The 17,269-nt window shown below is 36.7% G+C and carries 12 protein-coding genes; 6 read left to right on the top strand and 6 right to left on the bottom strand.

The annotated features are described in order from the left end of the window. Positions 1–24: 24 nt before the first annotated feature. A complete protein-coding gene (locus CLO1100_RS03535; protein WP_014312384.1) occupies positions 25–417 on the bottom strand; it encodes a bacteriohemerythrin in 393 nt (130 codons plus the stop codon). 91 nt (positions 418–508) lie between these two features. Continuing rightward, positions 509–1,654: a GGDEF domain-containing protein gene (locus tag CLO1100_RS03530; RefSeq protein WP_014312383.1), complete on the bottom strand. Its 1,146-nt coding sequence runs from the start codon at positions 1,652–1,654 to the stop codon at positions 509–511. A 188-nt stretch (positions 1,655–1,842) separates the two neighbouring features. Between CLO1100_RS03530 and CLO1100_RS03525 the strand changes: the two genes are divergently transcribed. After that, positions 1,843–2,793 carry an L-lactate dehydrogenase gene (locus CLO1100_RS03525; protein ID WP_014312382.1) on the top strand — a complete coding sequence of 317 codons (951 nt, stop codon included), beginning with the start codon at positions 1,843–1,845 and terminating at the stop codon, positions 2,791–2,793. Between the two features lie 54 nt (positions 2,794–2,847). Here the strand turns inward: CLO1100_RS03525 and CLO1100_RS03520 are convergent, their stop codons facing one another. Next, complete coding sequence (locus CLO1100_RS03520) at positions 2,848–3,909, bottom strand: iron-containing alcohol dehydrogenase family protein (RefSeq protein WP_014312381.1); 1,062 nt, start codon at positions 3,907–3,909, stop codon at positions 2,848–2,850. Positions 3,910–3,939: 30 nt separating this feature from the next. Beyond that, entirely contained in the window at positions 3,940–4,605 is a 666-nt protein-coding gene (locus tag CLO1100_RS03515; protein ID WP_014312380.1) for an MtnX-like HAD-IB family phosphatase, read from the bottom strand. A 189-nt stretch (positions 4,606–4,794) separates the two neighbouring features. On the opposite strand from CLO1100_RS03515, the gene CLO1100_RS03510 reads away from it, so the two are divergent. After that, positions 4,795–6,489 (top strand): DEAD/DEAH box helicase, encoded by a 1,695-nt coding sequence (locus CLO1100_RS03510; protein ID WP_014312379.1) that lies wholly within the window; start codon positions 4,795–4,797, stop codon positions 6,487–6,489. Between the two features lie 429 nt (positions 6,490–6,918). Then, on the top strand, positions 6,919–9,630 hold the full coding sequence (locus CLO1100_RS03505) for a M4 family metallopeptidase (RefSeq protein WP_014312378.1): 2,712 nt from the start codon (positions 6,919–6,921) through the stop codon (positions 9,628–9,630). A gap of 78 nt (positions 9,631–9,708) precedes the next feature. On the opposite strand, the gene CLO1100_RS03500 is transcribed toward CLO1100_RS03505, so the two are convergent. Continuing rightward, on the bottom strand, positions 9,709–14,721 hold the full coding sequence (locus tag CLO1100_RS03500; RefSeq protein ID WP_014312377.1) for a Calx-beta domain-containing protein: 5,013 nt from the start codon (positions 14,719–14,721) through the stop codon (positions 9,709–9,711). Positions 14,722–14,796: 75 nt separating this feature from the next. After that, positions 14,797–16,140 carry a cadherin-like beta sandwich domain-containing protein gene (locus CLO1100_RS03495; RefSeq protein WP_014312376.1) on the bottom strand — a complete coding sequence of 448 codons (1,344 nt, stop codon included), beginning with the start codon at positions 16,138–16,140 and terminating at the stop codon, positions 14,797–14,799. 186 nt (positions 16,141–16,326) lie between these two features. Here CLO1100_RS03495 and CLO1100_RS03490 point away from each other — a divergent pair, with 186 nt between their 5' ends. From CLO1100_RS03490 to CLO1100_RS03480, 3 genes are all read left to right on the top strand, one after another. Further along, positions 16,327–16,569, top strand: a complete 243-nt coding sequence (locus CLO1100_RS03490) for a tail fiber protein (RefSeq protein ID WP_014312375.1) — start codon at positions 16,327–16,329, stop codon at positions 16,567–16,569. Positions 16,570–16,639: 70 nt separating this feature from the next. Next, a complete protein-coding gene (locus tag CLO1100_RS03485; protein ID WP_014312374.1) occupies positions 16,640–16,894 on the top strand; it encodes a phage tail protein in 255 nt (84 codons plus the stop codon). Between the two features lie 28 nt (positions 16,895–16,922). Beyond that, positions 16,923–17,168: a phage tail protein gene (locus tag CLO1100_RS03480; protein ID WP_014312373.1), complete on the top strand. Its 246-nt coding sequence runs from the start codon at positions 16,923–16,925 to the stop codon at positions 17,166–17,168. Positions 17,169–17,269 lie beyond the last annotated feature (101 nt).

Below are 17,269 nucleotides of genomic sequence, written 5' to 3'. Positions count from 1 at the left end.
CTTGGAATGTACCTTAAAGAAATTTTATTTGATTGTGTAAGCTCTATCTGTTTTCATTATATGGTTTGCAATCCATTCTACCGTAAAATCAAGCAATTCCATTAAGTACTGATTCTGGTCCTTATCTATCCTGCTATAGTCCGTATTATTGATTTTTTCAATAAAGTCATGGTGTTCAACTTTATGGGAGAGCAGCTTTCGGTATCCTATACTATGCATATATTCTTCTTCGTAAGTAAAGTGAAAAACTGTGTAATCTTTTAGTTCCGTAATAAGGTGCACAATTTCATCATATTTGTCCGTAATAAGCTGATTTTTCATGACAGCATAAATTTCTGAAGCAATCTGAAATAACTTTTTATGCTGTTCATCGATTTTCTCGATTCCAAGAATGAATTCGTCCCTCCATTCTATCATATGGACCCTCCTTAAATGTAGTGTATACCAAGATTATACCTACTTCCTGAAATATAAACAATACAAAGGATTGAATTTCAACTTAAAACTATCATAGAATACCTGCATAAATGCCTGATTGAAGGCCTTCACCGAAAATTCTTTTTTTACCGTTTTTATTATTGTACATTTGAAGGTCTATTTCATGTAAAAACTGGTTGACTCCTTTATCCGTTCTTTTATATGTTCCAAAGGCATAACTGTACTTTATACTGTATGGCTTATTGCCACCTGCATTAAATTTTTCTACTACCCCTGAAACCTTCTTCATCAGGTCATGAATCTGAGGTTCTGAACGATTATCAATAAGAACAAGGAATTCATCACCGCCAGTGCGGAAAACAATTCCCGAATTCAGATAGACTCTTTGTAGCATTTTTACAAATGCCTTCAGTGCAAAATCTCCCTCGGAATGCCCGTATAAATCGTTGATACTTTTGAAATAGTCAAGGTCTATCATTACCGCTGACAATCGGCTTAAATTACGTCTTTCATAACAATCAATGCATTTTTTTAATGCCTGTCTGTTTCTGGCCCCTGTAAGGGAATCCTTGTACAGCTCCCCCTGCTGAATAATAATAAACATAAATATAAGAACAAGTGAATTAAAGCACCAAATATAGCCTGTCTTATTTAAAATAAGCTGAAAGGCTGTTACAGCCACAATCATTAGGCTTACTGACATAATGTAAATGTACTCAACCTTTAAGAGCAGCTTCCTTCTATTAAATATTACATAAATACTATAGAATAACAGAATCAAACTTATTGAGAATGGGAGAATGTAGGCTCCCCAGCCCAATTTATTTATAAACATATCGGTTTTAAAAGCAATGATTGCGGTAATAGTATTTGCAAAAAAAAGTAAATTAAAAACCAGACCTGCCTGTTTCTTTATCCTGAATGGGTTTGCGAAATAATTACATATAAACAGCAAAAATGTATAAGCCAGAAGAGGAGACACTATAAAGTTAATACACCGTATTATTCTTATCACTATCAATGGAATGGTATAATTTTCGAGTAAAATCTTTAGTAACAAATTTGATAATGTGAGAAATAAATTCAAGAGCGCAGCTGAAAGATACAGTCTTCTGATTACAGATCTTTTTTCCAAAACACAATTAGCATAGATAAAGAAAAGAAACAAGGTTGCAAAAGAGATAATTGTCAATTGATGATTAATTAATATTTGCATAAGTTTTATCTCCTTTATTCTTTTTTATTCCACTTTTTGTTATATTATATTAATATTTTACATTATTATTTATGATTTTACAACAAAATAGTATATATTTTTACATTTAAAATGTTTTGTTATAACTTACAAATTAAGGGTATATTTTATACTAAGCAAATACTCTAAGAAAGTGAAGGATATTTATTATGAAAAATAAATCTATAAATAAAATAGTAATTGTGGGTACGGGCTTTGTTGGTTCAACTACTGCCTATACATTAATGGTAAGCGGTCTGGTTTCAGAAATTGTACTTATAGACCAAAACACAAAAAAAGCTGAAGGCGAAGCAATGGATATGAATCACGGTATGCCATTTGTCAGGCCTGTCAGAATATATAACGGGGATTATGAAGACTGCAAAGGTGCAGATATTGTTGTAATAACCGGAGGTGCAAACCAGAAACCGGGTGAGACAAGAATTGACCTTGTAAATAAAAACACTGAAATTTTCAAAGACATAGTTGGAAATATCGTTAAATATAATACAGACTGTATCCTGCTTGTTGTTACAAACCCGGTGGATATTTTAACCTACGTAACCTACAAGCTGTCCGGCTTCCCTAAAAACAGAGTTATAGGCTCAGGAACCGTTTTGGACACTGCACGTTTCAAATACATGCTTGGGGAACATATGGGGGTTGACCCGAGAAACGTACATGCATATATAATCGGTGAACACGGAGACACTGAAGTCCCTACCTGGAGTCTTGCATCCATAGCCGGGATACCCATGGATGTTTATTGCAAAGAGTGTAAATCCTGTGACAATGAAAGCTTCAAACGTGATACTTTCGACAAGGTAAAAAACGCAGCATATGAGATTATTGACAGAAAAAATGCAACCTACTATGCCGTTGCTCTTGCAGTAAGAAGAATTGTAGAGGCTATTGTCCGTAATGAAAACTCCATATTGACAGTATCAAGCCTATTCGAAGGAGAATACGGTCTAAATGACATATGTCTCAGTATTCCCAGCCAGGTAAATTCGGAGGGTGTTTCAAGGATTTTAAATGTTCCTCTAAGCAGCGAGGAAACGGGATTACTTAATAAATCCGCCCAGGCCTTGAAACAGGTTATCAGTGGACTGAATTTGTAAATGTACTTTAATTCGGATGCGATGCCGGTGAGGCAGGCATCCGAAAAAGTTCATTTATACAAGTATCCTTTTAAGTATTTCATCACTTTTAAGCAGCTGTTTTGCTTTTTCTCTGTTTTCCGGCACATGGAGATAAGTGTATCTGCTTGGCTTAATGGACGGTGAAAGGTCAATTGCCTTTTCGAAGTCCTCAGCTTTCATTTTTAAGGTTTCAACAAAATCAAAGAAACCGGTATCTGTCAGGAATTTTTCTACCCGCTGGTATCTGTGTTCCTGAACTCTGCTCATCAGATAGGTAGCAATCCCCACCTGGATTCCATGCAGCTGGGGATTTTCCAGAAGCTTATCCAATGCATGAGATATAAGATGTTCACTGCCGCTGGCAGGTGCGCTGCTGTCTGCTATCTGCATTGCAATTCCGCTCATTGTCAGAGAGTCCACCATTTCCTTTAAAAAGAAGTTTTCTGTTACCTGAGTATACGGCATTCTAACAATACTGTTTACAGACTTTTTTGCCATCATTGCGGCAAAGTCATCAACTTTTGCAGCATTGTTCTTTTCTTCAAAATACCAGTCGTATACGGCGGTTATTTTAGAAATAATGTCTCCAAGGCCTGAATATATAAATTTCATAGGTGCATTTTTTAAAACCTCTAAATCAACAATTATTCCAAATGGCATCGAAGCGTGCACTGATGTACGTCTGCCGTTTATTATCAGAGAACAGCCGGAGCTGGAAAAACCGTCGTTTGAGGTTGATGTGGGTATACTTATAAATGGGAGCTTGTTTAAAAAAGCCATATATTTAGCCGCATCAAGTACCTTTCCTCCACCTACTCCAACAACCGCATCAGTTTTAGAAGGTATGGAAAATGCCTTGGGCATGAGATTTTCAAGCTTTATATCATCATAGTCATAAGTTTCAAGAACGGTAAGAGATTTTCTTGACTTTATGGAATCAAGAATCTTTTCACCAAATAAATCACGGATTCCTTCTCCAAACAGTATTACAACATTATTTATTCCAGCCCTTTCAATGTATGCCCCCACACTTCCCAGTATATTATTACTAACTTCAAGTATTGAAGGAATTTCAATTCTGTGTACAGCAGTCATCACTCAAGTACCTCCATCCAGAAATAAGCTTTACTCAAAATCGGTAAGTATTTTTTCCCTGACCAAATATTTTGCAATTTCATTAAAATGCTCAAAGGCTATATATGGAGCCTTTTCTTTTGTAAGCCAATCTTTAAGGGAACTTGTTGCAAATGCACAATCTGCTGCTTTTGCTGCACCAATATCCGGCTCGCTGTCACCTGCAAAATACACCTTTACATATTTTTCTTTCAATGAACGGACAACCTTTTGCTTGTCTATGCCCCACATTTCCGAATAAAATTCGCTTTTTGGATCAGGCATTATCTCAATTCCCCTGTTATGATACCTTCCTTCCATTGAAATAACCGTAACATTTTTTATTTTAAAATACTCCAAAAGTTTATTGATATAATATGATGTTCCCGCACTTAATATAAAAAAATCTCCCCCGTTGTTTTCCACCATTTGAATAAATTTAACAGCATACGGATCAAGGGGTAGCTCCAGTATATCCTGCAATATTTCCTCTTCACTTCTGTCCATTGAGCCAAACATTTTATTAAGAAAATCCACATTTATCTTTTTGGTTTTCTTCCATTCATCATAATAATTCCATGCCCAATCCTTTAAGTATTTATCCATTACTATGTGATAAAAATCCCTGTCAGTGAGTGTTCCGTCAAAATCAGATACAAATGCAAATTTTTTCATCATACATTGCTCCGTTCCGGCATAAAGCATAAATGCCATTAGTGTTTTCTTTCATATAATACCATAATTCCCTATAACATTATTATAATATAATTTTAGTTTTACTCTTTATTGATAAATAATCATTGCAAAACTTGGCAATAGTAATTATTATTGAATAGTATATAAATTTATTAAGGTAAAGGAATAAAAATGGAAAATTTAAGTTTTAAAGATTTAACTCTCTCGGATGAGGTACAACGTGCAATTGTGGATATGGGCTTTGAAGAGGCGACCCCTATTCAGTCCCAGTCAATCCCATATATTTTGGAAGGCAATGATCTGATTGGTCAGGCTCAGACCGGAACAGGAAAAACCTGTGCATTCGGAATACCGGCAGTGGAAAAAATAGATCCACAGATTGATTCAATTCAGGTTTTGGTCCTTTGTCCAACACGAGAGCTTGCTATACAGTCCTGCGAAGAATTGAGAAATGTATTAAAATATAAGGATGGGATAAGGATTCTCCCCGTGTATGGTGGACAGCCAATTGACAGACAGATTATGGCTTTAAAGAAACGTCCACAGATAATTATAGGAACCCCGGGCCGTGTTATGGACCATATGAGACGTAGAACTCTTAAACTGGAAGCCCTTAAAATGATAGTTCTTGATGAAGCCGATGAAATGCTGAACATGGGTTTCAGAGAAGATATAGATACTATTTTGGAGAAAGTGCCAGAGGACAGACAGACTATATTATTCTCTGCTACAATGCCAAAAGAGATTCTGGAACTTACAAAAAAATATCAGAAAGATCCAGTTCATATAAAGATAGCCCACAAGGAACTCACCGTTCCAAGTATCGAGCAGTATTACCTTGAAGTAAAAGAATCTGCAAAGCTTGAAGTTTTGTCAAGATTGATTGATACCAACGATATCAAACTGTCTCTTGTATTCTGTAATACTAAAAAGAGAGTTGACGAACTTACAGCCAGCCTCCAGTCCAGAGGTTTTTCTGCCGAAGCTCTGCATGGCGACATGCGTCAGGAACACCGTGACAAAGTCATGTCTCTTTTCAGAAAAGGTAACTTTGATATACTCATCGCAACAGATGTTGCTGCAAGGGGTATAGATGTTGACGACGTTGAAGCAGTATTCAACTATGATCTTCCAAATGATGAAGAATATTATGTTCACAGAATTGGACGAACCGGAAGGGCCGGAAGAACAGGAAAGGCCTTTACATTTATTTCAGGAAGAGAAATGTACAAGCTTAGGGATATACAGCGTTATACAAAATCCACCATTGTTCCTATGAAGCCCCCAAGTCTCAATGAAGTTGAAGAAAAGAAAATGTTAAACATCCTAAAAACCTTAAAAGAAAACCTAAAGGATGAAAGCATCTCCAAATTCGTCAGCCACATTGAACGCTTCATTGACACAATCAATAATGAATCGGAAGAACAGGGGGAAAACTTTGTAACATCTCTTGATATTGCAGCTGCATTATTGAAAATGTATGGTGAACAAAGCGGGAATCTGCCAAGTGAGGTTAATGAAATTGACAATGCGGTAGAACCGGGCAGCAGTAAGGATATGGTCAGATTATTCATCAATATAGGTAGCGAGAGCAAAATACAGCCCAAGCATATAATTGAAAGTCTTGTGGCGTCAACCGGACTTCCGGGTAAGCTGGTAGGTGCAATAGACATATTTGACAGGTATTCATTTGTAGAGGTTCCAAAGGATTTTGCTCCCGAAGTTATGAAATCAATGAAGAACTATACTATAAAGGGAAAACGCATCAATATAGAAAAATCCAATGCAAGAAAGAAAAGCGGACGGGGATCGTCATTTAATCGTTCGACACCGCCTAACAGACGTAGTCCTAAAAAATCAAAATAAAATATAAAAGCAAAACCGGGCTGTCGCATTAGTTCAAATTATTCACTAGTGCACAGCTCATTTTATTATTTTGGGCAATAAAAAAAGCCTCTTGCTATAGGCTATTTCAATGTTTTTTGGGTTTTGTCATGCTCAGGTTGTTTCTTTTCAGAAGCATCAAAGGATTCACCCAAACATTCTTCGATAACACTAGGTGTTACCAACAATGATTCATTATTCAATTTACCACCTTCTTTCAACTACACTGTAAGTATATACCCAATCTGTGCAAATAGCAAATTAATTTTATTACATGGGATTGAGTGCCTTTTTTGACATAAACAGTAAATAATGGTATTATTGTTTTCAATCTTGCAAGATAAAAAACGCTATTTGTCTGTGACGACAGGCAGGTGAAAATTTATAAACTTTAAAAGGAGTATTTATTAAATGATATCAGCAAAAAGAATTTTAAGTGCTATTTTGCTATCTGTTTCACTTATTGCAAGTAGTTTTCCATCCGTTTACGCTAACACTGAAAACGCTGACGGTAATGCCAAAATTGGAGCAATTGAATCAAAAGAAGTTATTCCTTCGTTTATAGCAGGAGATTTAACAGCAGAGTCTAAAAAAACTCCACAACAAATAGTTGAGCAGTATATTGCTCAAGAAGCTCAAAAGTATCAATTGCCAGCAATACAGTTTAAAGTAACTGAGCAATTTGTAAATTCATTAAATAGGACGGTAGTAAAAACCATTCAAACTTATAACGATGTACCTGTTCAAAATAGCGACAGAAACTATTTTATCAATTCTGACGGTGTTATTGAGTATATCATTGGAGACTATGAATATAATATAGCTGATAGACTGGCCTTAGCTGTTAAGCCCGCCGAAGTATCCCAAGAATCGATTTTTTCTGTAATTGAGGGTGATTTAGGATTTAAGCCGGTGTATACTGAAGTTCCTAAAAGCCAGTTGATTCTATATCCGGTAGATGGAAAATACAACTACATATATAAGGTAAACATCGAATTCAGAAATCCGACATTTAAGAGTTATGTATATTATATTTATGCAAGTAATCTGTCCATATTGGGAAAAAACAATCAGGAATTAAGTCTTGAGGAGCCTACTGTAGGTTCAGGTATTGGTCAATCCGGAACAATAAAAGAGCCGTTAAAAATGGTAAAGGATAATGATGTATACTATCTGAAAAACACCGTTGAGAATTTAAAGACTATCTACGAATTAGATGGAATATACAGCGAGCAGGATAACTGTTTTGATTCAGATACCGGAACAAACTATCAGAAAGATGCAGTAGATGCACATTATAATATGACAAATGTTATAAATTTCTTTAAAGGTGCACCTTTTTACCGTAATGGAAACGATGATAACGGGTCTGAATACACAGTTGAAATTATAAAAGATAGCGGTAATGTTTTAAATGCCTACGGATATGTAAATAAGGTAAGAATCGGTGCCGGAAAAGGTTCGGCAGGTAAGTCTGTTTCATATGCGGTGGATGCCATGGCACATGAATTTACTCATGGAATACTTACATCAGAAGGTTTAGGTGATTTCGATGAGGGACACTTTGAATTTAATCCCCCTTTAACAGAGCGTTTGTCCTTACACGAGGGAATATCCGATGTATTTGGTACAATATGTGAATACTTTCTTCCAAATGAGGGGACACCTGATTGGACAATAGGTGAAGATACCGGAGATATTATCAGGGATTGTGCCAATCCTGTAATTGATAGTTACGGCGAATATAAAAGACGTATGTTAGAATGTGAAAATGACCGTTCTCTCAAATATCCCAAACCACATGAAGGCGGTGGTGTTATTACAAAAGCCGCAAGTCTTATGGCACTAGGCGGAACTTTTAAAAATGTTACAGTTGCTCCAATTGGGATGGAAAAGCTTGCAATAATATTTTATCATGCCATTAATGACGGAAACATGGTTTATGACATGAAATACCCTCAATTTGCAGCAGCACTTCTCCAATCGTCAGATACAATATATGGAGCAAACAGTTCTGAAACAAATACCGTAAGAAAAGCTTTGGGTGCGGTTGGTCTTGATTTGAGAATGGTATATGCATCAGGTCCGTCATTGCAGTTGACTTGGCTCCCCTTAGCAGGTTCACATTACGGAATATATAGAAGAGAAACAGGCTCTACAGCCGAACCTGAAAAAATTCAGGAGACTTATAAAACAACAGAGACTGTTCAGGCTATATCAGGGAGTTATGATTACTTTATTGCATCTATTGATGAAAATGGAAACAGGATTTCAGAATTTGGTAGTCCCCTTACTTATACGCTACCCTTCCCCACTCCTGAAAATTTGCGTATTACAAATAGATCAGGTTTGCTGATACAATTTAGTTGGGATGCAGCTAATAATAAACCCGGAGCCAGATATGCAATTTATAGACGGCTTGCAGATTCAGTAGATCCTTTTGAAAAATGTCTGGAAACCACAAATACAACTGCATCACTTAATACATTACTCGGAAACTATAATTATTTTGTAGCTCAGATTGACGAAAACGGGGAAATGATATCTTACCTAAGCAATTCTGTTCTGGTTGAGACTCCATATAACGCTCCGCAAAACTTCCGTATAACAAACAGATCAGGTTTGCTGATACAATTTAGTTGGGATGCAGCTAATAACCCTGGAGTTGCTAGATATGCAATTTATAGACGGCCTGCAGGTTCAGTAGATCCATTTGAAAAATGTCTTGAAACTACAAATACAACTGCATCACTTGATACACTACTCGGGAACTATAATTATTTTGTAGCTCAGATAAACGAAAATGGAGACATGATATCCTACCTAAGCAATTCTGTTCTGGTTGAGACTCCATATAACGCTCCGCAAAACTTCCGTTTAACAAACAGATCAGGTTTGCAAATAGAAATAAGTTGGGATGCAGCTAATAACTCCGGAGCCAGATATGCAATATACAGAAAAGTCGAAGGTTCAGCTGATCTACTCGAAAAATGTCTTGAAACCACAAATACAACTGCAACAGTCGATACCTTAATTGGAAGCTATTGGTTTTTTGTTGGGCAAGTCAATGAAAACGGAGAATTAATATCTTACTTGAGTGAACCGATTACCGTAATATCCTAATTTCTAAACATACATATAAAATTAAAAGAGCTTCTGCAAAACAACAAATTTTGCAGAAGCTCTTTTTTTGTAAAAGACTTAAATTAAATGTGCATTTTTCAGAAGCTTTATAATTACTGTAGCACTTTCAGCTCTTGTAACATTGTTTTTAGGATTGAGCTTTCCTTTGTTTCCGACAAATAATCTGCTGTTGACGCAGATAGCTGCTCCGTCTTTTGCCCATTTTGAGATATTACCGGAATCGGAGAAATTTTTGTTCAGATTATCGGTATTTGTCAGTGCTGTGTCCATTCCTGCTATTTTCATGGCCTTTGAAATCATTGTCATGGATTGTTCCCTTGTAATCAAATCATTTGGCCCGAATTTACCGTTAGTATAACCCGTAATAATTCCATATTGGTATGCAGTACAGATATAAGAATAATATGGATTATCCTTGCCCACATCCGAGAAATTATCAGCAAACTGAGAACCCTTCAAACCCAAAGCCTTTACTATCATTACTGCAAATTCAGCCCTTGTAACAGCTCTATCCGGAGTGAAATTTCCATTTCCTGTTCCGCTGACTATGAGCCTTGAACCTGCATCATTTACGTAATTCTTTGACCAATGTTTTTCCACATCCTTAAATGTCAAAGGATTGTATATAAGTGCATATGTGCTGTTAGTAAGGCTGTTTATCTTTGCATAATAGATGTTGTCGATTACATTAACTGCCGTCGGCACATGTGTGAATGAACCGTCAGGATTGCACACAACACCTGTAGTTATTTTCTTAGGGTCAATTCCCTCCGGTATCGCTACAGTTCTTGCAACATAATTGTTAAAAGAAGAAACTGTAACTTCCCTGCCTGCATTTTTGAATGATATTTCAAACTCGACAGGTTTGCCTTTTACTTCAAAACCTTTGTTTTCTGCTGCATCTTTTATTTTATCTGATTTGTCGTTAGTTGCTTTAGTAACTGTGACTTTAACCAAAATGTCTTTGAGTTCAGGGTTGCCGCCCAGTTTTTCCACTATCTCATCTATATTGACATTGTTGGCAGGTAAGCTATACGATACATTTTCCGTTTTGATTTCAATGATGGCGTCCATATCTGCCATAGCCTTTAAAGTACTGGCCTTTAACTCCCCGACAACTTTATCTGAATTATTAGTAACAGGGATAATTACCTTCTTTTCCTTGTCAGGATCAGTTTTTTCCATTTCATTAAGGATTTTCTGTACTTCCGTTTCATCCACATTTACAGTGGTGGTTTTAGTGTTATTTTCATTCTGAACGTCAACAGAGATATTTTTCAGAGAATGGTCTCCTACATTTATGTCTATTGTTTCTTTTGGTAACGGTGTTTCAGGAGTTGTACCGCCGCCTGTCTGGCTGTCTGATGTGCCGGTTCCTGACACCTTAAACTTAAACGGACTATTTACTGCGTCTTTGCCAGTTATGGTTATTTCGGCGGTTTTGGCTCCAGCAGCAGACGGCTTAAATACTATGATGAAGGTGATTGAAGTTTTTCCGGCAATAGGACTTACGGGTTCATTTTTTAAAGTGAAATCAGCACCTGTTATTGATATAAACTTATTTGTTCCATCTTCTACAAGTTCACTGTTACCGGTATTTGATATTGTAAACTCCAATTCGCTTTCCTTGCCTGTCTTTGTATCTTCAAATTTAATGGTATTACCGTTTGCAATCTCTGTACCATCTTTCTTTTTGAACATCTTAACAAAAGCTCTATCATCGTCTTGTATAATTCCTTCTGCCTTAATATCGCCGGTTTCAGGTTTCAAAATTACAAAGAAATTTTCATTAAGCTCGCCGTTTTTGTCTCCGTTAATATTTACTGTTATCGACTTGGATATTTGACCGGGAGCAAATTCCAACTTGCCGGACAACGGAGTGTAATCGTTATCAGTAATTGTCGCTGTTCCGTCTTCTGTTGCATAATCGACGGAAACTGTTTTTTCACACTCCGCGGAAAGCGTTACATTGAACACCATCTGCGTAGTTCCGGAATCTCCTTCTTCTACTTTTACCTTACTTTCGCCAAATGTTAAGGAAGGTGCCAGGTCATCGTCTTTTATTGTACATACCGCTGTTCCCTTTGAAGAGTTTATTTCTGCACCTTCTGGATTTAAAAGAATTAATGAAAATGTTTCATTATTCTCATATAATGAATCTCCTACCATATCTACATTGATTGTTCCACTTTTTAATCCGGCAGGTATTTTCAGTTTGCCTGTCACCGCTGTATAGTCTTTTCCTTCTTTTGCAGTTCCCTCTAATGTAACATAGTCTACATATATATCATTTACACTGGCTGTTGAAAGAGTTACTGTAAAAGAAGCGATAGTCTTACCTGAATTACCCTCTACTTCACCAATGTTTTCAATGGATATTAGCGGTATGGATTCATTGTCATTTATAGTTCCTTTTCCTGTAGCCTTCCCCATTTCTACGGATGGCTCTGATAAATCATAAAGTTCAACATCGAAGGATTCTACTCCTTCATATAGTTCATCATCATTTATGTCAATGGTTATAGTCTTTTCAGAAATATCATTTTCTGCGAAAGTAATAGTACCTTCACTTTGAACATAATCGCTTACCTTTTTCGCACTGCCGTCTTTTGTCCTATAATTGACGGTTATGCTTTGTGAACATGGCTTGCTGAGAGATACCTTGAATACAATATTTTTCGCAGGGCCTTCAGTTACCGATGCATCGTTTATGGATATAGTCGCCTTGTCGTTATCCTTAATTGTACCCGTAGCAGTATAATCCGGCTTGTTGGCATTAGCAGCTGTCAAATTAAGTGTAACTGTCTCACTTGACTCCTGTATATCGTCACCTAAAACAGTCACTTCAATTTGTTTTGTATCTGTTCCACCTGGATTAAAGGTCAGAGTTCCATTTGAAATAGCTGTATAGTCTACTCCTTGAGTAGCGGTTCCATCAGCAGTTGAGTAATTTACCGTCACTGTTTTTCCGCTTTCTGCTGAAAGTTTGACATTGAATATTAGTTTGGTATTAATGCCCGAATCATCTTCATCTACCTCAGCATTAGATACAACTATGTCTGGTGCAGCATCATCATCCTTTATAGTACATTTTGCGGTAGAGGAAGTTCCCAGATCTGCACCCACAGGATTATTTATCATAAGTGAAAAATCTTCGTCATCTTCATCCAACGTGTCATTTAATACACCTACTTCAATTGTGCCGCTTGTTTCGTCTTTTGGTATAGTTAACGTTCCAGAAGCACTTGTATAGTCTTTGGGACTCTTTGCAGACCCGTCTGATGTTGAATAATCTACGGTTACATCTTCGTCGCTGGCTTGTGACAGTGAAACCGTAAATACCGCCCTTTTGGTAGCTGAATCTATTTCATTGAACTCAACAGGCTCCACCGTTACCTTGGGCTTCGGATCAATGTTAGTAATTGTTAAATCCACTGATTTATCGGTTCCCGTAGTTGCATTTGTAACATCGGAATCGGAGGTACTTACTGTAAGTATCCTTGCATTATTGAATTTATTATTTGGATTTCCTTTAATTTGTATCGAACTTTCTGTCTGTTTGCCGGGAATTCTAATAGTATCGCTTAAAACTGTAAAATCCTTATCTTTCACAGCACCTGAGAATGTCAATTTTACAGTTACGTCCTTACTTGATTTATTTGTAAGGGTAGCTTTTACGTTTGCCACATCAATTCCGTTTTCTGATATTGAGCCCGGTGTTATACTTAAATTTACTTTTGGCTCGGTTTCGTCATCAGTAATTGTCAGCTTAGGCGGAGTAAATGTACCTATATCTCCTTTATCCACAGTGGTTATTCCAACAGTTACGTTTTTATCTCCGTCTGAATAGATATCATCGTCCAGCGAAGTTATGTTAACTGAATTGGATAAACTGTTTGCAGGTATGGATATTGAGGTCGGAGCGTTAAAATCAGTTCCGGCCATAGCACCTGTAAAACCAAGATTAACTGTTACATTTTCATAGGTCTTATTTGAAAGAGTAGCGGTTATTTTTGCAGAACCACCATTCTCACCTATACTACTTTTATCAATACTCAATGTTACTTTTGGAGAGGCATCATTGTCGTTTATGGTGCATGTAGCCTCACCTTTTATAATGCCCCCGACACTAGGATTTGAAATCGTGACTTTAAAGTCTTCTGCCTTCTCGTGGTCTGTATCATCCTTTATAGGTACTACTATTTCCCCATAGGTTGAATTGGCAGGAATAGTTACTTTGCCATTCAGGACTGTTGTACCTAAATCATCTTCTGTTGCAGCTTGAGCATTGATTGAGTAGTCAACAGTTATATCATTTGTGTATGCCTTTGTTAAATTTACCTTAAAAGTTGCATTTTGTCCTTCATTAGCAGATATATTGTCTATTGAAAGGTCTGTAAGGTTTGAGAAATCAAGGGAATCAAGGGCGATATAAAGTGGTTTACTGTCATCTGAAGTTGTTATCACAACAGTATCTATATCATACCAGTTATCCCCAAATTGAATAATTCCTCCATATATTTTGCCAAACCAATCTTCGTCGGTTGCATTATTCTTTTGGGTATAAGTAACATCACCTATAGTTACATTAGAGCTGCTTAGATTAATATTTTCCACACTTGCCACAGGTACTGTATTTGTTCCTCGATATCCATAAATGTTTATGGAAGTGGTTGTCACAGAATTTATCCCATTTTTATCATTATTGTCACATACCAATGCATAAAAGGATTCAAGCTTAAAACGCCCTCCGTCTTTTGATTTAAATGTAAACTTTTTGGCACTTGAATCATTGTTATAATTATTTACTATAACATTACCCTTAAATCCTTCGGTTTCTGAGATTTTGTAATTGTCGACACCTATTACTGATATATCATCAGAATATACTTCAATATCAGAAAAAAAAGTTAAGTCACCATAATCAAGTGATCCACTTCCGTGTATCTGGGTTTCAAAACTCTCATCACTTGGTGTTGCTGCATATAAGGTCCCTGTGTTGCAGTTTAAGATAGAACATATAAAAAATATACAAAAAAACAAAAACAGCTTTCTTCTTACTCCATTCATACTTAACCTCCTAGTTATAATAAGCCACACCCGTGGCTTTTAAACACCTCAGGCGTGGCTTTTATTTTTACTTTACTAACTAACTGTTACATTACATATATATGTAACAACATTACCCGATATTTTTGAAATTACATCAACTTTTATTTGATTTACCTGCCCCGGTGTAACATTAACAGTAGCCTTTGTACCGCTAGCTGTCTCTACTCCATTTACTTTGATTATAACACCTGCAGAATTATTTGCTGTTGGTTGTACCTTCAAAGTGGTTACGCTACCTGAGATAGCTGTATATGTAAAATAGTTACTGCTAAAAGTAGGAGTAAGAGTTAGTGGAGAAGCACCTATAACAAACAAACTCTTCAAAGTCAAATCCTCTTTCCTCTTAATTGTTACCGTATACGTCTGTGGCGACATTGTTGCTGTAGATACTATGACATTTACTGTTGTATCACCAGTTGTCTGCAATGCAATTGGCCCGTATGGCTGACCGCTTACAGCAGCTCCCCCATTTATTGTAAGTGTCGATGCGGTGTTTTCACATGTAGCATTTAACATTACGCTTTGAACCGTACTATCAACTTCTACCGTGTAGCCGAAAGTATTTTTATCAAAAGTTGGTACTATCGGAAGTACTGTGGTTCCATTAAGGACAGAAAGACTCGTGAGTTTGTTACTGTTAAGCCTTGTGACAGTCAGCGTGTAGCTCTGGGTTAGGTACCCAACGGCCGAAGTGACTTCAATATTTATTGTATTGACACCGACTGCAAGGTTCACTGTTGCACCTGTTCCACTTCTGGTTGCAACTCCATTTACTTTTATTATTGCATCCTGGCCGTAGGCAGTTGGAGTTTCTGCTGTAGGAGTTACTACAATACCGGTTGTTCCATAGTCAACTGTAGCAGTATAAGCAGATGTGGTTTTTACAAAAGCAGGTGTAAGTGTACCGCTGTTTATCGTCAAGCTTGATAGATATGGGCTTGTTGGGTCAACAGAGAACAATTGGAAATTGGAAATCGAAGCGATGTTGGGATTACATTTTAATCCTTTTGTTACATTAACTCTATAAAGCTTATAGGCGTTGGTTGGGATAAAAGTTCTGTCTGAACTGTACGATATCGTACTGGTATTTGTATTATCCACTATATCTAGAGTGACCCATGTAGAATTGTCATTGCTGCCCTGTAAAGAATAAGTCAGCATATAGTATTGCTGAGAGTCCCAACCCACTGAAGGCATGCCATTTACAACCCATCGATTTACACAATACAATTTATCTGGTATAAAACTAAGAGAACAAGGTACTTCTCCAACCCATCTGTTGACAGGCTTTAATACCCCGTCAACTGCCCTTTTGGCCTCAAAAGGAGCTATGTAACTGGTTGCTGAAACAAGGCCGGTTAAGGCGGTATTACCCATATGTATTTCCTCCCCGCTATATTAAAATTTGTATTTTTTTACATTAATTGATATTATTATTATATTGTAACTTAATCAAAATTACAATCAAAATTTTTCTAATTGTCATTATTTATGACATCCTATTGACATATTTTTACACATTATTATATAATTACTATATATTAATCAGCGAGAGGTGTTTATATGGAGACAATGTTAGGTGAAATTGAACTTTTCCCATTTACCTTTGTACCGCGAGGATGGCTTTTATGCAATGGACAAATATTAAACATCGCACAAAATCAAGCACTGTTTTCGTTACTGAGCTTTTCATATGGCGGTGACGGACAAACAACCTTTGCCCTACCTAACTTATTAGGCACAGAGCCTGTACCGAATACAAAGTTTTACATAGCAATAGAAGGTCTTTATCCTACACGGAATTAGGTTGATTGGTTTAAATATTTTCAACTTTAAATTTATTTTAGCCGTTCTGCGGCTCAGGGAGGCTATTATTATGGATTTTCCTTTCATAGGTCAGATTCAGCTTTTTGCCTTAGGATTCGCTCCAACCGATTGGCAGTTGTGTGATGGGACAATATTTCAGGTTGCACAGAATCAGGCATTATACTCATTAATCGGAAATAAGTTTGGCGGTACACCCGGTCAGAATTTCGCAGTTCCAAATCTGTTAAAAGCAAGTGCATATCAGACAAGACGCCCTATGGCTTATTATATTGCAATGACCGGCATGTATCCTACACCCAATTAAACAGTTTATTTTCAGGGAGGTTATTATAATGGATTGTCCTATTTTAGGTATGATAAAACTCTTTCCGTTTTCGTATGTCCCTCGTGGATGGGCGGTTTGTAACGGTGCTACTATAAACGTTCAAACAAATACTGCCTTATATTCACTGCTTGGGATTCAATTTGGAGGCAATGGCAGTACTACATTCTGTTTGCCAAATTTGACAGGCTCGGAGCCCGTTCAAAATACTGTCTATTGTATTGCAACTGAAGGAATATATCCCGATAGACAATAAAAGCAGTTTATTGGCGAATATTTACCTTATTATTGTAAAAAATATGTTTATTGGTATGTTAATGTTGGTAAATTAAATATTAATATATTTGTAACAAATTT

The organism is Clostridium sp. BNL1100, assembly GCF_000244875.1.
In the GTDB taxonomy this organism is placed as follows: domain Bacteria; phylum Bacillota; class Clostridia; order Acetivibrionales; family DSM-1351; genus Ruminiclostridium.
Note: the sequence above shows the minus strand (reverse complement) of the source record. Positions and strands in the feature narration are given on the sequence as shown.